At 70.1% G+C, this 21,832-nt stretch carries 20 protein-coding genes; 10 read left to right on the forward strand and 10 right to left on the reverse strand.

Going from position 1 to position 21,832, the window contains the following annotated elements; genetic code table 11:
• Positions 1-28 precede the first annotated feature (28 nt).
• Positions 29-874, forward strand: a complete 846-nt coding sequence (locus HS104_12420) for an EI24 domain-containing protein (protein ID MBE7480772.1) — start codon at positions 29-31, stop codon at positions 872-874.
• Here the strand turns inward: HS104_12420 and HS104_12425 are convergent.
• A complete protein-coding gene (locus tag HS104_12425; GenBank protein MBE7480773.1) occupies positions 813-2,303 on the reverse strand; it encodes a hypothetical protein in 1,491 nt (496 codons plus the stop codon). The genes HS104_12420 and HS104_12425 overlap by 62 nt on opposite strands.
• Before the next feature lie 119 nt (positions 2,304-2,422).
• Here HS104_12425 and HS104_12430 point away from each other — a divergent pair, with 119 nt between their 5' ends.
• The 4 genes from HS104_12430 (at position 2,423) to HS104_12445 (ending at position 6,575) form a co-directional block, all read left to right on the forward strand.
• A complete protein-coding gene (locus HS104_12430; GenBank protein MBE7480774.1) occupies positions 2,423-3,670 on the forward strand; it encodes a VWA domain-containing protein in 1,248 nt (415 codons plus the stop codon).
• Positions 3,649-4,821 (forward strand): AgmX/PglI C-terminal domain-containing protein, encoded by a 1,173-nt coding sequence (locus HS104_12435; protein MBE7480775.1) that lies wholly within the window; start codon positions 3,649-3,651, stop codon positions 4,819-4,821. Before HS104_12430 ends, HS104_12435 begins: the two co-directional genes overlap by 22 nt.
• 207 nt (positions 4,822-5,028) lie before the next feature.
• Positions 5,029-5,934, forward strand: coding sequence for an OmpA family protein (locus tag HS104_12440; protein MBE7480776.1), 906 nt, complete (start codon positions 5,029-5,031; stop codon positions 5,932-5,934).
• 140 nt (positions 5,935-6,074) lie between these two features.
• On the forward strand, positions 6,075-6,575 hold the full coding sequence (locus HS104_12445; GenBank protein ID MBE7480777.1) for an FxsA family protein: 501 nt from the start codon (positions 6,075-6,077) through the stop codon (positions 6,573-6,575).
• A 123-nt stretch (positions 6,576-6,698) separates the two neighbouring features.
• Here HS104_12445 and HS104_12450 read toward each other — a convergent pair whose 3' ends face one another.
• Positions 6,699-7,895, reverse strand: coding sequence for a hypothetical protein (locus tag HS104_12450; protein MBE7480778.1), 1,197 nt, complete (start codon positions 7,893-7,895; stop codon positions 6,699-6,701).
• Between the two features lie 234 nt (positions 7,896-8,129).
• Between HS104_12450 and HS104_12455 the strand changes: the two genes are divergently transcribed.
• Positions 8,130-9,248 carry a glycerate kinase gene (locus HS104_12455; GenBank protein ID MBE7480779.1) on the forward strand — a complete coding sequence of 373 codons (1,119 nt, stop codon included), beginning with the start codon at positions 8,130-8,132 and terminating at the stop codon, positions 9,246-9,248.
• On the opposite strand, the gene HS104_12460 is transcribed toward HS104_12455, so the two are convergent.
• From HS104_12460 to HS104_12470, 3 genes are read right to left on the reverse strand one after another with little or no spacing between them, the layout of a single operon-like run.
• A complete protein-coding gene (locus HS104_12460) occupies positions 9,216-10,220 on the reverse strand; it encodes a membrane dipeptidase (GenBank protein MBE7480780.1) in 1,005 nt (334 codons plus the stop codon). The genes HS104_12455 and HS104_12460 overlap by 33 nt on opposite strands.
• Positions 10,217-10,615 (reverse strand): hypothetical protein, encoded by a 399-nt coding sequence (locus HS104_12465; protein MBE7480781.1) that lies wholly within the window; start codon positions 10,613-10,615, stop codon positions 10,217-10,219. Before HS104_12465 ends, HS104_12460 begins: the two co-directional genes overlap by 4 nt.
• On the reverse strand, positions 10,612-11,085 hold the full coding sequence (locus HS104_12470; GenBank protein ID MBE7480782.1) for an Hsp20/alpha crystallin family protein: 474 nt from the start codon (positions 11,083-11,085) through the stop codon (positions 10,612-10,614). The genes HS104_12465 and HS104_12470 overlap by 4 nt, the downstream gene beginning before the upstream one ends.
• 201 nt (positions 11,086-11,286) lie before the next feature.
• Between HS104_12470 and HS104_12475 the strand changes: the two genes are divergently transcribed.
• Complete coding sequence (locus tag HS104_12475) at positions 11,287-11,691, forward strand: hypothetical protein (protein ID MBE7480783.1); 405 nt, start codon at positions 11,287-11,289, stop codon at positions 11,689-11,691.
• A 12-nt stretch (positions 11,692-11,703) separates the two neighbouring features.
• Here HS104_12475 and HS104_12480 read toward each other — a convergent pair whose 3' ends face one another.
• From HS104_12480 to HS104_12500, 5 genes are all read right to left on the reverse strand, one after another.
• Complete coding sequence (locus tag HS104_12480) at positions 11,704-12,321, reverse strand: AAA family ATPase (GenBank protein ID MBE7480784.1); 618 nt, start codon at positions 12,319-12,321, stop codon at positions 11,704-11,706.
• 9 nt (positions 12,322-12,330) lie between these two features.
• Positions 12,331-12,780 (reverse strand): universal stress protein, encoded by a 450-nt coding sequence (locus HS104_12485; protein ID MBE7480785.1) that lies wholly within the window; start codon positions 12,778-12,780, stop codon positions 12,331-12,333.
• Between the two features lie 58 nt (positions 12,781-12,838).
• A complete protein-coding gene (locus HS104_12490; GenBank protein ID MBE7480786.1) occupies positions 12,839-14,734 on the reverse strand; it encodes a GNAT family N-acetyltransferase in 1,896 nt (631 codons plus the stop codon).
• Positions 14,735-14,943: 209 nt separating this feature from the next.
• Entirely contained in the window at positions 14,944-15,609 is a 666-nt protein-coding gene (locus HS104_12495; GenBank protein ID MBE7480787.1) for a universal stress protein, read from the reverse strand.
• Between the two features lie 125 nt (positions 15,610-15,734).
• Positions 15,735-18,644 carry a cation-transporting P-type ATPase gene (locus HS104_12500; GenBank protein MBE7480788.1) on the reverse strand — a complete coding sequence of 970 codons (2,910 nt, stop codon included), beginning with the start codon at positions 18,642-18,644 and terminating at the stop codon, positions 15,735-15,737.
• Between the two features lie 187 nt (positions 18,645-18,831).
• Between HS104_12500 and ccoN the strand changes: the two genes are divergently transcribed.
• From ccoN to HS104_12515, 3 genes are read left to right on the forward strand one after another with little or no spacing between them, the layout of a single operon-like run.
• Positions 18,832-21,042 (forward strand): cytochrome-c oxidase, cbb3-type subunit I, encoded by a 2,211-nt coding sequence (gene ccoN, locus HS104_12505; protein MBE7480789.1) that lies wholly within the window; start codon positions 18,832-18,834, stop codon positions 21,040-21,042.
• Entirely contained in the window at positions 21,039-21,239 is a 201-nt protein-coding gene (locus HS104_12510) for a CcoQ/FixQ family Cbb3-type cytochrome c oxidase assembly chaperone (protein MBE7480790.1), read from the forward strand. Before ccoN ends, HS104_12510 begins: the two co-directional genes overlap by 4 nt.
• Positions 21,239-21,832: a c-type cytochrome gene (locus HS104_12515; protein ID MBE7480791.1), complete on the forward strand. Its 594-nt coding sequence runs from the start codon at positions 21,239-21,241 to the stop codon at positions 21,830-21,832. The genes HS104_12510 and HS104_12515 overlap by 1 nt, the downstream gene beginning before the upstream one ends.

A 21,832-nucleotide genomic window follows, 5' to 3' on the forward strand; every position in this document is an offset into this window, starting at 1 on the left:
GGCCGCGGGGTGGTTAGAGTCGGCTTCGGTGCAAGCTGCCCCGAGCCCCGAGCGCCCCGGCTTTCGAGCGGGGTTTTCGTCCATCTTCGCCGGCGCCGCGTTCCTGGTCCGAACCCCGAAGAGCTGGCCCTTCGCGTGGGTGCCGGCCCTGGTGCTGGTGGTGCTGGCGCTCGGCCTGGGCTGGGCAGCGATCAGCGGCGTGAACGCACTGGTCGACGGCTGGCTCGGCGCAGCCACCAGCTGGTACGGCAAGGCGGCGGCCAGCGCGCTCACCTGGCTCGGCTCCGTGCTGGGCGCCATCCTCGGCCTGCTCGTCGCGCTCGCGCTGACGCCGCCCCTCTCCAGCCCCGCGCTGGAGCACATCGTCGGGCTCGCCGAGCGGGAGCTCGGGGCACCCGACCGCGCCCCGCTCGGCTTCCTCGTGGAGATCTGGTGCGGCGCGCGCGCGCAGGCCTTCGCGGCGCTCTTCGCGGTCCCCATCCTCGCCCTGCTCTGGGTAGCCGAGCTCCTGTTCGCTCCGGCGGTGTTCGTGACGGTGCCGCTGAAGCTCTTGGTCTCGGCGCTCTCGCTCTCGTGGAACCTCTTCGACTACCCGCTCACGCTGCGCGGCGTGCGCATGCGCGACCGCCTAGGGATGGTGCTCGCCTACAAGGCCGCAGCGCTGGGCTTCGGTCTCGCGTTCGCGATCCTGTTCTGGATCCCGTGCTTCGGCGTGTTGCTGTTGCCGGTGGGGGTCGCCGCCGCGACGCGCCTGGTGTGGCGCATCCTCGACAGCGACCCGAACCTCTTGCCCGGAGTGCCTCGCCGAGCGCTCAGCTCAGATCGACTGCTATCCCCAGCCGACGCCGCAGCTGGAAGTAGCGATCGCTCGTGACGAAGGCGACCAGGTCGCGCTGAAGCTCGCCGAGCTTCCCTTCCTCGGCCTCGAGCAGGCCGCAGGCCGTGGGCAGGTCGTTGCAGAGCGCGAGCCCCGCGCGCGCCGACGTCTTCTCGGCGGCGCTCGACCAGCGCTGCAGGTTGGTGCGCCCGCCCTCCTCGACGAAACGCAGGAAGAACCCGCGCAAAGCGTCCTTGTGCTGCGCCTCCAGCACCGGCTCGATCGCTGCGGCGATGGGAGCCACGCGCCTCTTCATGTCCTCGGCGATGGGCAGACCCGGGTTGCCGATGGTGAGCGCTGCCAGGAACAGATCTTCCAGATCCGGAACCGCGGAGAACAGCGTGCGCACGAAGTGCTCCTGTCGGTATCCGGAGAGGTGACGCCCGACCAAGAACGCGTGTTCGAGCTGCGTGCGACCGCTGAGCACGCGCTTGCCGATGAACGTCGAAGGAGGCACGCCGGGGATGTGCTCGTAGCCGGCGTCGCGATCTTTCTCCAAGTAGATGGACGGCACCGGCAAGCTCAGAATCGCAGCACCCCACGGCAGCGCACGGACCGCCGTCACCGTGGCCTTCGCAGGGTCCTGCTTGAGCTCGGGCTTGGGCATCGGAAGCTTGCCCTCGCGGCGCAGGGCCGTGACGCGTCCGAGCAACACGGCGGGCGCGATCACGCCGAAGATTTGTCCGGTCAGCACCTCCTCCTCGGGGTGGAAGACGCACTCGTACCAGGTCTGCGGCGCGACGCCGGCCCGCGGCGCGATCAGGGTCTGGGAGCGGTGCTTCTCGAAGAGCTGGCGCTCGGTGTCGTTGGCCTGCCCGGTCGCGACCAGCGCTTGGGCGGCGCACCACTGCTTGTCGAGCTCGCTGCGCGCCCCGTAGATGCGATAGAGCTGGCGAATCGCCGGGCCGTTCAGCGGATCGCGGCGCACTCGGCGCCAGGCGTCTTCGGGGTCCTCACTCGCGTCCTCAACCGACGTCTCGAGATCCGTCAGATCGACCTCCACGTTGATGGCAGCCTGCGCGCGGCGCAGCTCGTCTTCGAGCTCGCGGACCCGCCCCTCGAGCTGCTCGATGCGCTTCAGCAGGAGCGCGCGTCCCGCGTCGCCGGCGGCCTCGACCTTGATCGGGGCGAGCGAGGGCGCGGGCTCCTCGTAGTGCTCGACGACCCGCACCTTGTGGTGGGTCTCGTAGGCCGCCATGATGGCCTGCTCCAGGCGCAACAGGCGCCCGCGGTCGAGGCCCATGTTGTCCGCAGCCTTCTCCAGGCGCTGGCGCTCTTCGGCGGTGATGATGCCGTCCGCCAGCACCTCGGCGAACAGCTCTTCGTACTGCTGCTCGAGGGGCCCGAGGCCCAGCGCCCCCGAAATCTCGCCGGGCACGAAGCCCTGGACGTGCTCGAACCCACCTTCGGTCGTGGCGTCGGTCATCCCACACTCTCCTCCTCGAAGCGGCCTCGGACTTTCGCCCGGGACGGCCTTCCGAGCAACCGTTCCGAAAAGCGTGTTACGCTTTCGTGAGCCCACCCGCCTCCACAAGGAGCCCTGAAGTGCACCTCCGCCACCTTTCCAAGCACGCGCTCGTCGCTTCCATGGCCTTGGCCCTCTGGTTCGGAGGCTGCGGCTCCGACGACGGAGGCGGCGGCACGGCCGGAGGCGGCGGCTCCGCCAACGGCAGCGGGACCGGCGGCGGCAGCGGCTCCGGCAGCGGTGGTCTGGCGTTCGGCGGCGGCGGCGGCGGCACTGGAGGCCTCGCCATCGGCGGCGGGGGTGGCGCCGGCGGCTCCTCCGGCGACGCCTGCGCCACGACCGTGGTCGAGAGCACGCTCGTGCCCGCGAACTTGTTCCTGGTCATCGACCGCAGCGGCAGCATGGACTGCAACCTGCCGTCGGACGGCCAGCCCTCGACGCAGTGCGAGGCCTTCCCCAAGCCCATCGACACCACCAAGCCGACCAAGTGGGCGCTGACCCAGACCGCGCTCCAGCAGGCCATCGACGACCTGGCACTCGCGGGCAACACCAGCGCGGGCACGGTCGTGTTCCCGCGCCCCGCCAGCGACTGCAACGTGACGCAGACGCCCGACGTGCCCATCGCCAACCTGGACGCGACGCAGGTCACCGCGCTGAAGACCTTCCTGAGCGGCGTGGTCCCGAAGGGCAAGACGCCGCTCGCCGGCGCGACCATCCTCTCCTACGCGCACCTCTACGAGTTGCTCAAGGCGGGCACCCTGACGGGCAACCTGTTCGTCGTCTTGCTCACCGACGGCTTCGAGAGCTGCGCCCCCGCCGAGCTCGGCAAGCTGCTCTCCACGGACGTGCCCACGGCGTACAACCAGCTCAACATCCGCACCTTCGTCATCGGTGTGCCGGGTAGCGAGAACGGCCGGGCGCTGCTCTCGCAGATCGCCTACGAAGGCGGCACCGCCAAGAGCTCGACCTGCACGCACAACGCCACGCCCGCCGACGTCGGCGACTGCCACTTCGACATGACCAAGAGCGCGAATTTCAGCACCGACTTGCAGGCCGCGCTGGCGCAGATCAGCGGCACCGTGCTCTCGTGCGAGATCAACGTGCCGAAGCCGCCGCCCGGCAAGAAGATCAACACCAACGACGTCAAGGTGACGGTCACGGGCAACGCGGTGACCCAGGACTCGTCCACGACCTGTGACCAGGCGAACGGTTGGCAGTTCAGCCCGGACAAGGCGAAGATCTTCTTGTGCGGCACGGCCTGCGACGACGCCAAGAAGCCGAACGCCAAGATCGAGCTCGACCTCGGGTGCCTTCAGGACATCCGCTGATCGAGAGCACACCCGGGCGCCGCTTCGGCGCGCTATTCGCCGGTACGCTCGGCGTGATGTGCCTCCACGCCTGCTCGGCGGCGCCCTCGAGCGCCGTCCCGGAGCCGCCGCGACTCGACGCCTCGGCGCACGCACCTCTACCGAAGGCCGACGCCCAGGCGGACGCCGAGCCGGTCGAAGACGCGTCGCCGGCCGACGCGCTCGCCGGCGACGCCGCCGACGCGAGTGACGCCGAGCTCTCGGCTCGACCTGTCCCGGTGTTGCTGATCGAGCGCCCATACCTGGCCTGGGCTCGGCCACGCCCGAAGGGCGAGGTCGCCGCCGGCGCCCACGACGAGCTCCTGGCGCGCTGGAACCTCGGCGGAACGTCCGATCCGGACTTCCTTTCGAACCGACCGAGCTACCACCCGGGCACGCGGGTCAAGGTCGAGGCGCGGGTGGTGTCCGGCAAGCTGCCCAAGGCCGCGCCGGTCGATCGCCGCACTGGCAAACCCGCCGTGGTGCTCAGCGAGACCAGCCTGCTGGCTCGCTCCAGAAAGCATGGCTACTGGCCCTACCGCCTGTGCTTCGAGCGCGCGGTGCAGCAGCAGGGCAAACAGAAGGGCGGCGAAACGGTGCTCAGCTTCGCCGTGGACGCCCGCGGTCGCGTCGGCCGCCCGCGCCTGCTCCGGACCAAGCTCGATTCCGCCGAGGTGGTCGAGTGCCTGCTCGCCGAGACCCGCGAGCTCCCGCTGCTGCCGCCGCCCCGGCGAATCCAGGTCGAGCTATCCGTGCAGGTCTGGCCGGGAGACGCGCCCTTGCCGTCGCTCCCGCCGTCGCCGGCCGACCCTGCCCTGGCCGGCCCGCTCGACGGCGAAGCCCTGGAGAAGGCCCTGGAGGTCGAGCGCGAGGCCTTCACGAGCTGCTACGCGCAGGGGCTCGCACGGGACCCTGGACTTTGGGGCCGTATCCAAGCGCACGTGCAGCGCGACGCCCGCGGGCGGGTGACGGCAGCCCGCCAGAGCGAGAGCCGGTTCCCGGACCCCGAAGTGGTCGCCTGCGTGCTCGGGCGGCTCAAAGAAACCCGACTGCCTGTCGGCGGGGGACCCGGCTTCGAAATTGCCCTGCGCCTGGGACGTGAGCCCGACCGGCCTCCCGCTGCCACGCCCTGAAAAACCCATTGATTCGTAGATTTGGCTGATCGCGCGGGAGCGCGAGCCGAAATGAGGCGCTCGGGCGTCTGCTGCGACAAGCGCGCTTTTGGCGCTTGGCCGGGCCGTCCCAGTGTGGGAAGGTCCCGCCCGCTGTGACCGTAGCCCGCCAATACGAGGGCTGCTCACGGCAGAGTTTGGTTGGACCTGAAGGAGGGTTTCTTGAAGATGCGTACTTTGCGAAACACGTCGGTTACGGCGTCCGCGGTGGTGCTGCTGGCGCTCAGCGCCGGCGCGTTCATGGGCTGCACGGCTGAAGCGAGCATGAGCGGCTCGATGGAGGCTGGAAATGCTCCTCCTCCGCCGCCCCCGGCGACCCCTCCGGATGACGATGGCGACGGCATCGCCAACGCGGACGACAAGTGCCCCGCCGAGAAGGAAGACGGCCAGCCGCCGGACCCCAAGGACGGCTGCCCGAACCAGGATCCGGACGGCGACGGGGTGATGGGCGCTGCTGACAAGTGCCCGAACGAGCCGGAGACCAAGAACGAGTTCGAGGACGACGACGGCTGCCCGGACAAGAAGCCGCTGGTCATGCTGGTCGGATCCGAAGTGAAGATCAGCCAGAAGATCCAGTTCAAGAAGGGCTCCGCCGGCATCGAGGACGAGTCCAAGCCGATCTTGGACGCGGTCGCGGACGTGCTGAAGAAGAACCCCGACCTGCAGCTGGTCGAGGTCGGCGGCCACGCCTCGAAGGAGGGCGACGCCGGCTTCAACAAGACGCTCACCCAGAAGCGCGTGGACTCGGTCTCCAAGGAGCTCGTGACCCGCGGCGTCGAGAAGGAGCGCCTGTTCTCGCAGGGCTACGGCTTCTACTGCCTGGTGGACACGGGCGAGACGCCCGAGGCGATGGAGAAGAACCGTCGCGTCGAGTTCAAGATCCTGTGGCGCGGCGGCAAGGCCACGGACCAGACGCGCGGCTGCGAAGCTGCGGAAAAGGCCGGCGTCAAGCCGAAGGCCCTCCCGGCCAAGCCGTGGGAGGCCAAGAAGGAGGCCGCTCCCAAGGCCGAAGAGGCCAAGCCGGCGGCCGCTGGAGAGAAGAAGCTCGCGAAGCCGGCTGCCGAGAAGAAGTAGCTCGACGCTTCGGGCTTCGGCTCGAGACGGGCGCGGCGCTCCGGCACCGCGCCCGTTTTCTTTTTGTGCTGTGGCGCCGTGGCGCCTGATTCTGCGGGGGCAGCAAGAGCTGACAGGGGCGACGTGGTAGCTAGTCGGGTGTGGGCTGGCTGCTGTTCGCATTGTTCGTGGTCCTGCCCTTCGTGGACCTCGTGCTGCTCCTCCGGGTCGGCGGCCTGATCGGCTTCTGGCCCACGGTCGCGCTCACGGTGGGCACGGGCGCCCTGGGCGCGTGGCTCGCCAAGCGGGAGGGCTTGCGCGTGTGGCGCGCCTGGGCGCGCGCTCTGGCGGAGCTACGCACGCCGGAGCAGGGCATCATCGACGGAGTGCTCGTGATCGCCGGCGGTGCGCTCTTGATGGCGCCGGGGGTCCTCACCGATGTGGTCGGTCTGTCGTTTCTGATCCCGCCGACGCGCCGGCTCGTCGCCCGGCTGGTGCGAGCGGCCGTCGATCGCCGCATCGCGAGCGGTCGGATCCACGTCGTGACGAGCGGCTTCGGCTCCATCGATGCAGCGGGCGGCGCCCCCGGAGGCGACGTGGTGGACACGACCGGCGAGAGCGTCGGCGAGGCGCCGGAGCTGACGCAGCCGAAGGGCGACTGAGTCGCCGTGACCGCCGCGGTATCGCGGGCCGCGCCGGCTGCCACCGAGGACTGAGTCCCCCAAATACGACAACGCCCACCCGGCAAGAGCCGAGTGGGCGTTGGTCGGAGCTCGGGAGCTCGGTCAGTCGGTGCTGGCGTCGCTGGTGGTGCCACCCGTGCCGCCCGTGCCGCCCGTGCCGCCCGTGCCGCCCGTGCCCGCGTCCGTGCCGCAGCTCGGGATGCCCGGGTTGATGGCGCCGTCTTGCGAGTTCTTCGGGTTGAAGCACGCACCCTTGCGCTTGAGGTAGTTCTTGATGCTGGTCGCATCCGCGCTGGTGCCGAAGTCGCTGCAGACCAGGCCCGGCGTCTTGCAATCCGCGTTGCAGTCGCAGAACTGGATGCAGAGACCGAGATCACCCAGTCCGGGTCCGCCGTTGTCCGCGACCACGCTGGTGGCGTACATGCAGAACGACGGCGCGGGGCCGCTGCCGCTCCAGCCGCAGGACGGGTTGGCGCCGATGGTGCAGGCGGAGCCGCAGCTTCGGAGGTCGTCTCCGAAGTTGATGCAGACGCCCTCGCAGTCCGAGGTGCCCGCGTCTTCGTTCACCGTGCACGCCTCACCGAGCTTCTTGCCGGTCAGCGCGCCCGCGGTGCAGAGGCCCGACTGCGGGTTGCACTTCAGGCCGGTGCCGCAGTCCGCGTCCGCGTTGCAGCGCGGCACGCAGGCGGGGATGATCGGATGGCACTTGTTGTCGTTGCCGCAGGCCTCGCCCGTCGGGCAGTCGTAGTTCGGCGGGCCGCAGTCGCCGCCCGCGGTCGAGCCGAGCAGGCCGCTACAGGCCATCTCCGGGCGCCCGTGGCACTTCTTGGAGTCGAAGGCCTGCAGGCCGGACGGGCCGAAGCTGCAGCCCTCGAGGCAGTAGCCCTTGCCGGTGTCGTAGTTCAGGCAGATCGCGTTGGAGGCGAACTGTCCGCAAACGCTCGGATCGGCCGAGCACTCCGCGGTGCAGAGCCCCTTCGGCGCTCCCTCGCCGTCCAAGTCGGTGCCGCTGGCGAGCAAGCAGGTGAGGCCAGCGCCGCACTCTGCGTCCTTGGTGCACTTCGCGCCGAGCTTGGTGGCCGTCCCGCCGCCGGTGCCGCCGCCGCCCGTGGCGCCCGAGCCGCCAGCGCCGCCGACTGCGCCGCCAGCGCCGCCGACCGGCCCGCCGCCGACGCCGCCGCTCGCGGTCGCGCCGCTGCCGCCGCTGCCGCCGCCGCTGTCACTGCTACACGCGAACGTCGAACCGCCGAATGCAGCGGCCAACAAACCCAAACCCAACCAAGGAATATATCGTTTCATGGCGTCCCGAGCCTCCTAGACAAACCAGCGGCGGACCGCTTAGCACGGCCGGCCGAACCCACCAAGCCTTACTTCGCGAACCGGGTCGCGCAACCCGCTTGCGGTGGATTCTCGAACAGCCGAGACCCCGCGCGCCGGACCGCACGCCGCTCGTTCGACGGTGGCTGTGGGCCGTCTATTCCCGCGGCCGCCGAACTTCCCCCCGCGTGGCCAAAAACCGCGATGATTGCCCAGATGCGAGTGCTCGTCGCGCCGGACAAGCTGAAGGGCAGCCTGACCGCGAAGGCCGCGGCGGAGGCGATGGCGCGGGGCGTCGAGCGCGCCGGCGGGAGCGTGATCGGGGTGCTTCCCCTCGCCGACGGCGGCGAGGGCAGCTTGGAGGCGCTGCTCGCTGCCTGGGGCGGCGAGCTCCGCTCGGCCCGGGTGAAGGGCGCGCTCGGCCACGAGGTCGTCGCGCGCCTCGGACTGCTCGAAGGCGGACGCACCGCGCTCGTCGAGAGCGCCGAAGCCATCGGGCTCGCCCGGCTCAGCGCTCACCGGGACGTGCTCTCGGCGTCGAGCTACGGCGTGGGCCAGCTGATCCGCGCGGCGCTGGACGCGGGCGTGGAGCGCGTGCTGATCGCGCTCGGTGGCAGCGCGACCAACGACGGCGGCGCCGGCGCGCTGCAAGCGCTGGGTCTCGAGCTGGTGGGAGCGCCCTGCCCCGTGACCGCGCGGGACCTCGACCGCGTCACGCGCCTCGAGCGCGGCAGCGTGGATCCGCGCCTGGCGAAGGTCGAGGTCGTCGCGCTGTGCGACGTGTCGAGCCCGCTCACTGGACCGACCGGCGCGTCGCTGCTGTTCGCAGCGCAGAAAGGCGCGAGCGCGGACGAAGCGCGGGCGCTCGACCGCGCGCTCGCACGCCTCGCAGAGCTGGCGGGCTTCGCCGCGGACACACCGGGCGCCGGCGCGGCAGGGGGGCTCGGCTTCGGCCTCGCGGCGTTCGCCGGCGCGCGGCTCGCGCCGGGCGCGGACTTCGTGCTCGACGCCGTCGAGCTCGAGCGCCGCCTGCGGGACGCGGAGCTGGTGCTCACGGCCGAAGGCTGTCTGGACGCGCAGACGCTGCAAGGCAAGCTGGTCTGCCGGCTCGGGGAGCGCTGCCAGCGCGCGGGCGTCCCGGTGATCGCGTTCGCCGGCCGCGTCGCCGTCGAAGCCGCGCTGCTCGCCGAGCACGGCTTGATCGCGGCCTTCCCGCTGGCCGACGGCCCGATGACCGAGGCGGAGAGTGTGGCGCGCGCCGGCGAGCTGCTCGCGGGCGCGGTGGAGCGCGTGCTCGCGCTGTCAGCGCGCCTTCGACGGACAGAGCACGCGTAGCGCGTTGCCCGCGAGCACCTTGCGCACCTCGTGCCTCGGCATGCCGGAGTCCGCGAGCGCTTGGCCGAGGCGCGGAAAGCGCGTCGCATTCAAGAGCGCGTGCGGCGGCGTGATCCCGCCCTCGAATCCCGAGCCGATCGCCACCGCGTCGATGCCCGCCACTTTGGCCACGTGCCGGATGTGCGCGACCACGTGCGACAGCTCCGCCTCGCGACCTCGGGCCAGAAGGCGCCGGTGGAAGCTGATGCCGACCACACCGCCGCTCCGCCCGATGTCGGCGAGCTGGGAGTCCGTGAGGTTCCGCGGGTGCTCGGCCAGCGCCCGCGCGTTGGCGTGGGACGCCACCACCGGCGCGCCGGTCTCGCGAGCGATCTCGAGCACGTCCCGGAGCGTCATCTCGGAGGCGTGGGACACGTCCACGACGCCGCCCGCGGCGTACACCTTGCGCGTCACTTCCCTGCCGAGCGGGGTGAGCCCGGTGAGCACGGGGGGCGGCGTCATCGCGCTGGTCGCGAGCTCGCCGTCGCGATCGTGGACCAGACCGAACAGGCGCACGCCGCGCGTGGCCCAGAGCCCGGCGCTGGTCGGCGCCGCCGCCAAGGTCGCTCCGCCTTCGAGGGCGAGCCAGGTCCGAATGCCCGGTCCGGGGCGGCGGCAACCCGGAATGCGCAGCTCGGGGCCCGCCCAGAGCGCGCGATAGAGCGTGTGATACGCGGGCTCTGGACGCGCTCGACGCTCGCCTCCCACGAGCGGCAAGACGACCCCGATCACCCCGCCCCGGCGCAGCCGCGGCGCGTCCGCCTGGCCCGAGGCGTGGGTCAGCGAGCGGCCTTGCGCCACCAGCTGGTACGGCAGGTGAACGTTCAGATCGACGACCGGTAGCGGCCGCTCGGCGACGGGTGCGCCGGCGACGGGCAGCGGCAGGAGAGACAGGCAGAGGGCAGCGAGCGGGAGCAGGACCGCCCGGGTCATGCGTGCGCCGCCGCCTGCCGCGCCGGCTGCCCGCCGCGTTCGCTCGCGGGAGCCGGCTCTCCTTCGACCTGGATGACGAAGTGTCGCGTCGCCACCACGAGCCCCGCGGCGTCCTCACCGAAGACCGCGTACTCGACCTCGTCGCCGCGCTCGAAGCGGCCGAGGGCGATCTCCCAGTAGCTGTTCGGACCGTCGTTTCGCACCCAGCGCGCCTTGCGCGTGTCCTGCCAGCGCCGGCCCGTACGCTCTCTGACCTGGAAGGTCGTCCACACGCTCTGACCCGGCGCGACCGGCCAGGTGCCCACGCACACCACGACTGGCTCCCCCGAGCCGACGCGCTCCGGGCGCCGAGGCGTGTCCTGCTCGAGGTGCCAGACGTGCATCTGCTTGCTCACTTGCTCTTGACGTTGATCTGCTTCGGCTGCGCTTCGGGCTTCTTCGGCACCTTCAAGGTCAAGACGCCGTCCTTGAGGTCGGCCTCGACCTTCTCGCCGTCCACGCCCTCGGGCAGGGTGAACGACCGCACGAAGCTGCCGTAGGAGCGCTCGAAGGTGTAGAAGGTGTCGCCCTTCTCGGACTTCTCGGCCTCGCGCTTGCCGGAGACGGTCAGCCGGTTCTGGGTCAGCTTGACGTCCAGATCCTCGGCCCTGATCCCGGGCAGATCGGCCTTGAACACGAAGGCGTCCTTGCTCTCCTTGACCTCGAAGGCTGCGTTGAAACCCAGATCCTCCCCGAACCAGCGAGGAGCAATTTCACCGAAGGGATCCCAGCGCAACACGTCACGCATGGTGCGGAATGGATCCCACTCCCGCTCCGGGCGCGTCGATTTGGCCTGAGGTTCCTTGTGAACTGCGATGTTTGCCATGGCTGTCACTCCTTGGCTCGACTGGCCAGGAGTGAAGGGAGCAAGGCGCGTTCCAGCCCACATGGCCGGAATTCGGCGACATTGGCCTACGTTTCGCGGCAAAGCCTGCGTGTTTGCTCAGCGCTACGGCAGGCGTTGCGCGCCGGAGCCGCGCGTCCAGCGGAGATTTGCCCGGGCACGCGCGATGCACCCGAGACCAGCATGCGCGCGCTTCGATTGCTGATCGTCCTGTCGCTCGCCGGCGCGTGCGGACCACCGGGGCCGCCGAGCTTCCCCGCCCAGCGTGCCGCCGAGCCCGCCCACTCCGCCGCCGCCATCGAGGGTGAGGTGCTCGGGGTCGATCGCATCGCGCCGAGCGACCGGCTGGCCTCCGGCGTCCAGCTCCGCGTCCAGCCCGGCGCCGAGGGCGCGGTGGTGATCGACCTGGCGCCGGACTGGTACCTCGACCGGCACGGCCTCACCTTTGCCCCTTCCGAGCGCGTGAGCGTCGAGGGCTCGCGCGTCGCAAAACGCAGCGGCGTGGTGATCTACGCCACGCGCGTCAAGAAGGGTGGCAAGACCGTGGAGCTCCGGGAGCCCGGCTCGGGCGAGCCGCTCTGGCGCTGATCGACCCCTGCTTCACTCCCCGCTTCGGGTCGCGTCCAGCGTGGCCACGATGCTCTGCAAGATCGCCAGGCCCATGCTGATCTTCTCGAAGAAGCTCGCGCGGTGGGGCACCAGGAAGAAGCGCGGGTGCTTCGACCACAGAGCCCTGAGCTCCTTGTCGAGCGCCAGGGCCTCCGCGTCGGACTCGGTCCGCGCCGGGTTGCCGCCCTCGATGCTGAGCCCGCCGACCGCGGCGCTCTGGAAGAACACCACTGCGTCGTAGCGCCCGAGCTCCGCCTCGAAGCTCGTGCCCATCGCGACGAAGAAGTCGTCCGGGGTGCCCGGCCAGTAGGCTGCACCGTCCACCGTGCCCCGATCGCAGAGCAGCACGCGCTCCGGGTGCAGCGCGCTCTGCACGTCCTCGAGGTTTCGCTGCACGTGGTAGATGGCTGTCTGCGCCGAGCGCCGCGCGTCGGCGTCGTCCACGCGGGGAAACCCGCCGGTGAACATGATGGTGGCACTCTCCGGCACCACCACCACGCGCGCGCCGAGCTCGCGGCGGAACAGGTCGATGGCCGTGGTCTTGCCGCCGCCCGGGCCGCCGGTGACCACGAGCCGGAAGCTGGGGCTCTTCGGCAGCGGGTGGTTCATCGCAAGAGCTCAGCCTCGGGCCGGCACGGTGATCACCGGGACCTTGGAGGAACGCACGATCTTCTCGGCGACGCTGCCCAAGACCAGGTGCTTCACGCCCCCGCGGCCGTGGGTGCCCATGACCAACAGATCGAACTCACCCGAGTCCAGATCCCCGAGGATGCACTTGGCGGCGTCGCCGCTCTCGACCCGGCTCTTCACCGGCAGGCCCTTGGGCAGCTCGGTCTGGGCGAGGAACTGCTGCATCTCGGTCTCGGCGTTCTCGCGGATCACGTCGGCGAGCTTCCTGAGCTTGCCGTCCTTGCCCTTGACCGTGAGATCCGGCGGCGCGTGGGGCATGCACTCCCAGACGTGTACCACCGTGAGCTCGCCGCCCAGGTGGCGCGCGATCTCGGAGGCGAACTTGAGCACGGCCCGGCTGGGCTCGGAGTAGTCGACGGGGACTAGAATGCGCCTCACTGAACTTACCTCTGACTTCCGCGAATCATGCCAACGCGCGCCGGGCTCGTCGAGGCCGTCACGCTCGGCGTCGGGAAATGGGCGCCAGGTCGGCCTCGGGGGCCTCGGGCTCGGGGTAGCGCATCTTCACCGAGTACACCCCGCTGTCGAGGGTCGTGCGTACCTTCAGGCCGCTCTTGTGGAAGACGCCGAGCATCTTGGCGTTGGTCGAGTGGACCGTGGCGGTGAAGCCGGCGAGGCCGCGCTCGCGGCCGATCTCGGCCATGCGCCGCATGAGCAGCGTGCCGAGACCCTTGCCCTGCCACTCGTCCCGGACCACGAAGGCGATGTCGGCGAAGCCGGTGGCCGGATCCACGTCGTAGCGCGCCATGGCCAGGATGTCCGGCGCCGGCCCGGTCTCGTCGCAGACCACCAGGGCCATGTTGCTGGTGTAGTCCAGGTTCACCAGATCGAGCATCTCTTCGTAAGGGTGGCTCTTCTTGTGCTGCAAGAAGCGCAGGTAGGTGGACTCGCCGGAGAGCCGGTAGAACATGTCCTGGAGCGTCTCCAGATCCGCCGCGCGCACCGGCCGGACCCTGAGGCGCTTGCCGGCGAGCTCGACCTCGCTCTCTTCCTCCCAGGGGTAGCGAGCGCGCGACACCGTCTGATCCACGAACACGTACTTGCGGGCCTTTGCCGCGTTCAAGAGCTCCGCGCGGAAGTCGGGGTGCGCGATCTCCGTCAGCGCCGTGGCGCGCTCGCGGATGCTCTTGCCCCAGAGGTCGGCGACTCCGAACTCGGTGGCGATGTAGTGCACGTCGCCGCGACTGGTGACGATGCCGGCACCCTCCTCCAGGCCCGCCTGGATCCGGCTCGCCTTGCCTTCCTTGGCAGTGGAAGGCAGCGCGATGATGGGCTTGCCTCCGCGGCTCCGGGCCGCGCCGCGGATGAAGTCCACCTGCCCGCCGATGCCGCTGAAGAAGCGCCCCATCAGCGTGTCGGCCGCGACCTGACCGGTCAGATCCACGGCCAGCGCGCTGTTGATGGCGATCATGTTGTCGTGGCGCGCGATCACGAACGGGTCGTTGGTGAACTCGCTGGGGCGGAGCTCCACCGCGGGGTTGTCGTGCACCCAGTCGTACAGGCGCTTGCTGCCCATCACGAACGAAGTGACGATCTTGCCCGGCAAGAGCGTCTTCTTCTTGCCGGTGATCACCCCGGCCTCGACCAGATCCACGATGCTGTCGGAGAGCATCTCGGTGTGGACGCCCAGGTCGTGGCGAGTCCGGAGGGCCTCGATCACCGCGTGCGGGATGCGACCGATCCCGGTCTGGAGCGTGGCGCCGTCCGGGATCAGGCTGGCCACGTGGCGCCCGATGGCGCGGCACACATCGTCGAGCGGCTCGGGCTCGAGCTCGTAGAGCGGGCGGTCCACCGGCACCAGCTTCTCGATGCGCGACACGTGCACGAACGAGTCCCCGAGCGCGCGCGGCATGTTCGGGTTCACCTCGGCGATCACCAGATCCGCCGAGTCCACCGCCGCGCGCACGATGTCCACCGAGACGCCGAGGCTCACGTAGCCGTGCTCGTCCGGCGGCGACACCTGCACCAGCACGACGTCGATGCGCACGCGCCGCGTGCGGATCAGGCTGGGGATCTCCGACAGGAACACCGGCATGAAGTCGGCGCGGCCTTCTTGCACCGCCGCGCGCACGTTCTGCCCGATGAAGAACGCGGTATGGCGGAAGCGGTGCTCGAGCCCCGGCGCGACGTAGGGCGCGGGGCCCAAGGTCAGGAGGTGGACGATTTCGTTGTCCGCCAGGTGATCGCCATGGCTGACCAGCGCCTCGACGAGGCTAGTGGGCTCGGCGGCCCCGGAGCCGATCAAGATGCGCCGCCCGCGGTGGATGAGCTTCACCGCGGCCTGGGGGGAGGAGATCTTGTCGGCGTAGCGAGTCTTCCAGTCGGTGGTCATGGGGGGCCGTCAGGGATCGGGAGAGAACCGCCAAGACGCCAGCAGGAACGCCAAGTTCGCCAGGACAGCTGACGAGCTCAGAAATCGGAGATTCAGAAACTTCTGGCTTGGCGAACTTGGCGAGCTTGGCGTCTTGGCGGTTTTCTGGAGGTGGAAGGGGGTCGCGAGCGAGGTGTGCGCGATGGTCAAGGCAAGATCAGAGCCCGATTTCAATCCTCCCCACCCAGGCCTGGCAGGCGCTCGCGCGCCCCGGTCATGCGCCCGACGTAGTGGTACACATGGCGCCGTCCGTGGTGCTCGTGGTGACGCGGGCACCACAGATCCTCGCCCTTGGTCTCCGCGCGCACGCGCACGCAGTCCGGGCAGGGCGGCTCGATCTGCGCGACCGGCCCGCCCTCCGGCGGACGTACGACCAGCACCGCGCAGGGCGCCAGACGCACGACACCTTCGGCGACCGAGCCGAGCAGGAGCCGCCGCACCCCGCGCCGGCCGTGCGTGCCGACCACGACCAGGGAGGCCTCGAGGTCGGAGGCCAGCTGCGCGATTTCTTCCGCCGGCGCATCGAGGCGGATGTGCGTGACGGCGCGCGAGAACGTCCCGAGCTCCTGGGCGGCCCGCTTCTCGACGAACTTGGCGAGCTTCTCCTCGACGTAGGCCTTCAGCTTCTGGCTGGCTTCGTCCATGGTCGCGGTCACGATTTCCGCACCTGTGTCCAGGTGGACGAGCGGCCCATAGCCGCGCGCGACGTAGATGACGTGCACTTCGCCGTTCTCCTCGGCGCTCGCCAGCTCGAAGGCGCGCTCCAGCGCGGTGTTTCCGCTCGGCGCGAAATCGATTCCGACGACGACTAGGTAGGGCTTCTTGGGCGTGGTCATGTGAGTTCTCCTCGAAGGCCCCCGTTTCTCGCGGCGGCGTCAACCAGTTCGATGTGCAGTGGGCGTGCCAGCGGGTTCGCCGGGAATTGCAAGTGAGTTGCCCGGCGTGTTGCGCAATCCGTGCGTCACTCGGCGGCAGGACGCAAGGGTTGCGGCTGAGCACGAAAAGCCCGTCGAATCGCCTTCTCCGCCTCGCCCACCACCCAGGTCAGCGCGCAAGCGCCGAGGGCAGCGGCGAGCGTGGCGGGCGGCAGCGGCGTGGTCGAGAAGACCCCGCCCAAGGCTGGCACGTACAGCGCCACCGCCTGCAGCCCGAGCGCGATGGCGAACGCGCTGAGCAGGCGAGCGTTGGAGAACAGGCCGAGCGTGAACACCGAGTCGCGACGCGAGCGCGCGTTCAGCGCGTGGAACAAGGGCGCGATGGCGAGCACCGTGAAGGTGGCGCTGCGCGCCAGGGCCAGCGTCTCGCCGGAGGCGCCCAGCACGGGCGGGTGGAAGTACGCGAAGGTGGCCACGCCGAGCACCGCCATGAAGACTCCGTAGGAGAGCAGCCAGGCGAGCTCCCCGGGCGAGATCAGGCCTTCGCCCTTCGCCCGCGGCGCGCGCTTCATCGGATCCAGGTGCACCGGCTCCATGCCCAGCGCCAACGCGGGCAAGCCGTTGGTGATCAAGTTGATCCAGAGGATCTGCGTCGGGGTCAGGATCGGGGGCCACCCCACCGCTGCCGCCGCCAGCACCGCCAGCACCAGCCCCGCGTTCACCGAGAACAGGAACACGATGAAGCGCTTGATGTTGTCGTAGACGACTCGGCCCTGCTCGATGGCGCCGACGATGGTCGCGTAGTTGTCGTCCAGGAGGACCATGTCAGCGGCCTCGCGCGTGACGTCCGTGCCGCCTCGCCCCATGGCCACGCCGATGTCGGCGGCCTTGATCGCCGGGGCGTCGTTCACCCCGTCGCCGGTCATCGCCACCACGTGCCCGCGGGCGCGCAGCGCCTCGATCAGGCGCAGCTTGTTGGCCGCGGTGGCGCGGGCCACAACCCGGATGCGCTCGATCCGCTCCCCGAGCTCTGCGGCGCTCAGCGTGTCGATCTCCGGGCCCGTGATCACCTCGCCTTCTTGGGCGTTCAGGATCCCGAGCTCGCGCGCGATGGCCTCGCCGGTCAGCGGATGGTCGCCGGTGATCATGATGGTGCGAACGCCGGCGTCCCGGGCCTTGGCGAGCGCCAGCGACACCTCCGGCCGCGGCGGATCCGCGATCCCGAGCAGGCCCACCAGCACCATGTCGCGCTCGATCTTCTCGAGCAGCGCGTCGCGCTCGAGCCGCGTCGCCTCCTCGAGGGAGACGGCACCGGTCTTGGCGCGGGCCACGGCGATGACCCTGAGCCCGAGCGACGCCCACTCCTCGACCCGGCGGGAGAGCTCCGCGGCTTCGCTCGGGCCGATTGGGAGCTCTTCGCCGCGCGCGCCCAGCACGTGGCTCGCGCGCCCCAGCACGGCCTCGGGCGCTCCGTGGGAGTAGCTCACGACTCCGCGCTCGCTGCTGGTCACGACGGTCGCCATCTTGCGCTCGCGGTCGAAGGGGACGACGCGCAGGCTCTCGAGCTGGCGGCCGGCGGCGGCGAGCTCAGCGCCGTGAGCGAGCCAGATCCGGAGCAAGGCGGCGTCGGTCGGATCGCCGCGCACGCTGCCGTCCTCGGCCACCCGGGCCGCCGGCGCCGCGATGCACGAGAGCACCAGCTCCGCCAGCGGATCCGCCCCCGAAAAGTCGGGCTCCACGCGGCGCCCGCCCAGCTCCGCGAAGAACGTCGTCTGCCCGGAGTGCTCGACCTCCAGGCTGCGGCGCCCGACCTCGGCGCGCCGCACCACCATGCGGTTCTGCGTGAGCGTCCCGGTCTTGTCGGTGCAGATGACGTCGGCAGAGCCCAGCGTCTCGACGGCCGACAGCCGGCGAATGAGCGCGTTCTGCTTGGCCATGCGCTGCACGCCCAGCGCGAGCACGATGGTGGTGACGGCCGGCAGGCCCTCCGGAATCGCGGCCACCGCCAGGCTGACGCCGGTGAGCAAGAGGAACCCGATGGGCGCCTCCAGGCGCACCGCACCGACCGCGAACACGAGCAAGCCGAGCAGCGCAGAGGCGATCACGACCTTGGTGCCGAAGCGGTGCAGGCTCTTCTGAAGCGGCGTGTCCTCCGCGGCGACGCCCCCGAGCAGCTCGGCGATCTGCCCGAGCTCGGTGCGCATTCCGGTCGCGACGACCAGCGCCCGGGCGCGCCCGCGCGCGACGTGCGTGCCGTAGAACACCATGTTCGCGCGCTCCGCCAGCGGTGTGGTCGGGTCGAGCAGCCCCACCTCGAGCTTGTCCACCGGGACGGACTCGCCGGTCAGCGCGGACTCGTCCACCACGGCGTCACTGGTCTCGGTCAGGCGCCCGTCGGCGGGGACGCGATCGCCCTCCCCGAGCTCGATCACGTCGCCGACCACCAGCGTGTGCGCGGGAACCCGCTCCACCGTGCCGCCCCGCAGCACCTTGGCCACCGGGGCGCCGAGGGCGCGGAGCGCTCTGAGCGCCCGCTCCGCCTTGCGCTGCTGCGCGAACCCGACCAGCGCGTTGAGCACGACGATGATGCCGATGGCGATCGCGTCGCCGAAGCGGTGCAGAAATGACGCGGACTCTCGCTCCTTCCAGCCGAGCGCGACCGCGACCAGGGCCGCCGCGATCAACGCGAGCACCGTCACGTCGGCGAACTGACCGAGGAAGAGCACGAGCGGGGACGGCGGCGGCTTCTCCGCCAGCTCGTTGGGCCCATCGCGGGCCAGGCGGCGCCGCGCTTCCTCGCTCGAGAGCCCGGACGCGAGATCCGAGCCGAGCCGCGCGGCGACCTCCTCCGGGGGCTCGGCGATCCACGCCGAGGCGGCAGATTGTTCCGAATGGGCACGGCGACCGACCGAGAGGGGCTCCCCCTTGCCCGCCTCCAAAGAGCGCAGGGGCTGCGTCGCAGCGCTGCCAGGGCGCACCGCTTGCGCGGGCGGCACCGGCGGCGGCGGGCTCCCTACGCTGTTAGTCGGCGCGGTACGCGGAGGCACTCTCTGCGATCCTGCAAGAACGGGACGCGCGTTCCGGCCGTACGCCCGCCAAGACGGTGAAGTCGCGGAAATCGCGCGATGTTCCCGCAGGGAACAGATTCGACCGGGGCACGAATCGTGCTTTCGCGGGCCCGCGATGACCTCTGCCCTCGAGAAGTTCCGGTACGACGACGACATCGTCCGCAAGTTCACCGTCGCCACCTTGATCTGGGGCGTCGTCGGGACCCTGGCGGGTCTCTACGTCGCGCTGATCCTGGTGATGCCGAGCCTGAGCTTCGGCCTGCCGTTCCTCACCTTCGGCCGCCTCCGGCCGCTGCACACGAACGCCGCCATCTTCGCCTTCGCGGGCAACGCGGTGTTCGCGGCGGTCTACTACTCGTCGCAGCGCCTGCTCAAGGCGCGCATGTGGAGCGACGCGCTGTCGCGGGTCCACTTCTGGGGCTGGCAGCTGATCATCGTGGCGGCGGCGCTCACGCTGCCGCTCGGCATCACCTCCGGCAAGGAGTACGCCGAGCTCGAGTGGCCCATCGATCTGGCCATCGCGGTGGTCTGGGTGGTCTTCGCCGTGAACTTCTTCGGCACCGTGGCCAAGCGCCGCGAGCGCCACATCTACGTCGCCATCTGGTTCTACATCGCGACCATCATCACGGTCGCGGTCCTGCACATCTTCAACAGCCTGGCCATCCCCGCCTCGGCGACCCGCAGCTACTCGATCTACGCCGGCGTGCAGGACGCATTCATGCAGTGGTGGTACGGCCACAACGCGGTCGCGTTCTTCCTGACCACGCCGTTCTTGGGCCTGATGTACTACTTCATGCCGAAGGCGGCGAACCGGCCGGTGTTCTCCTACCGGCTGTCGATCCTGCACTTCTGGTCGTTGGTCTTCATCTACATCTGGGCGGGCCCGCACCACCTGCACTACACCGCGCTGCCGGAGTGGGCCTCCACCCTGGGGATGATCTTCTCGGTCATGCTCTGGATGCCGTCCTGGGGCGGCATGATCAACGGGCTCATGACCCTGCGCGGCGCCTGGAACAAGGTCGCCGAGGAGCCGGTGCTCAAGTTCTTCGTGGTGGGTATCACCTTCTACGGCATGAGCACCTTCGAGGGGCCGATGCTCAGCATCAAGAGCGTCAACGCCCTCTCGCACTACACCGACTGGACCATCGCCCACGTGCACTCCGGCGCGCTGGGCTGGAACGGCATGATGACCTTCGGCATGGCCTACTGGCTGGCGCCGAGGCTCTTCCAGACCGAGCTCTGGAGCAAGAAGCTGGCGAACCTGCACTTCTGGCTCGGGACGCTGGGCATCCTGCTCTACATCGTGCCCATCTACGCTGCGGGCGTGACGCAGGGCCTGATGTGGCGGGCCTTCGACGAGACCGGGCGCCTGGCCTACCCGGACTTCGTCGAGACCGTGATGCGGCTCATCCCGATGTACTGGGTGCGCGTCGCCGGCGGCACGCTGTTCGTGGTGGGCGCCACCCTCTGCCTGGTCAACGTGCTGATGACCTGGAAGGCACGCCCGGCAAAATACGAGGAGCCCGAGCACGAGGCGCCGGCCCTCGGCGAATTCAAGGAGCCCGAAGGCAAACCGGCGGCGCAGGGCCTCTTGAGCTACCTGGTGCGCGCGGATTTCCACCGCGCCTGGGAGCGCAAGGCGCTCAAGTTCTCCATCCTGACCGGGCTCGCGGTGATCGTCGCCTCGCTGTTCGAGATGATCCCGACCTTCCTGATCCGCTCGAACGTGCCGACCATCGCCAGCGTCACGCCCTACACGCCCCTCGAGCTCGCCGGCCGCGACGTCTACCTGGCCGAGGGCTGCTACAACTGCCACTCGCAGATGGTGCGGCCGATCCGCGCCGAGACGGAGCGCTACGGCGAGTACAGCAAGCCGGGCGAGTTCGTCTACGACCACCCGTTCCAGTGGGGCTCGCGGCGCATCGGGCCCGATCTGCACCGCGTCGGCGGCAAGTACCCGCACCTCTGGCACGTCCGCCACATGGAAGACCCGCGCTCGACCACGCCGCAGTCGATCATGCCGCCCTACCCGTGGCTCTTGAAGGACGACACGGACTTCGCGGGCATCCAGGCGCGCGTGGACGTGATGGCCATGCTCGGCGTGCCCTACGGCGACTCCGTGAACAAGGCCGAGGCCCAGGCGCGGGAGCAGGCCAAGCAGATCGCAGGCGAGATCCAGACGCAAGGCGGGCCGGCCGGGCTCGAGGGCAAGAAGATCGTGGCCCTCACCGCCTACCTCCAGCGCCTGGGCACCGACATCAAGAAGCAGCCCGCGGGCGGCGACGCCCAGAAGCAGGCCCAGCTCGGCGAAGGGAGCGCGCGATGAAGCTGTCCGACGTGATGAGCTCGATGGGCCTGGCGGCGTACGCCGAGATCTCGCTGGTGATCTTCTTCGCCGTGTTCGTGGCCGTGGTCTTCCACGTCTACCGGCGCGACCTGGGCGCTCACTGGGAGCGGGCCGGCCGGATGCCCCTGGACGATGAAAACCCGCAAGAGCCGCGGGACCTGAAGGAGAACGGCTGATGTCCGAAGCTAGCGAGAAGCCGAGCCCCGCCGCTCCGAAGAGCGACGAAGAGATGCTCATGGATCACGAGTACGACGGGATCCAGGAGTACGACAACCCGCTGCCACGCTGGTGGGTTTGGATCTTCTGGGGCAGCACCGTCTGGGCCGCGGTCTACTACGTGGTCTACCACGTGACCGGCAGCGTCCCGGGCGTCATCGCCAGCTATGACGCCGAGGTGAAGGCGGCGGGCGCGAGCGCGCCCAAGGCCGTGACCCAGACGGAGGACTCGCTGGGGAAGGCCATGAACGACGCGACCACGGTCGCGGCGGGCAAGGCCGTGTACGCGCTGCGCTGCGCGGCCTGTCACGCGGACAAGGGCCAGGGCCTGGTCGGCCCGAACCTCACCGACAAACACTGGGTCCACGGCGAGGGCAAGCTGCTGGACATCCACAAGGTCGTCTCCGAGGGCGTCGCCGCCAAGGGCATGCCGGCCTGGGAGAAGCAGCTCACCCCCGCCGAGCTGACCCAGGTCGTCGCCTACGTCGGCACGCTGCGCGGGAAGATGGAGACCGGCAAGGCACCCGAGGGGAAGGAAGTGACGGGCAACTGA

This window comes from Polyangiaceae bacterium (assembly GCA_015075635.1).
Classification (GTDB): Bacteria; Myxococcota_A; Polyangia; order Polyangiales; family Polyangiaceae; genus JADJKB01.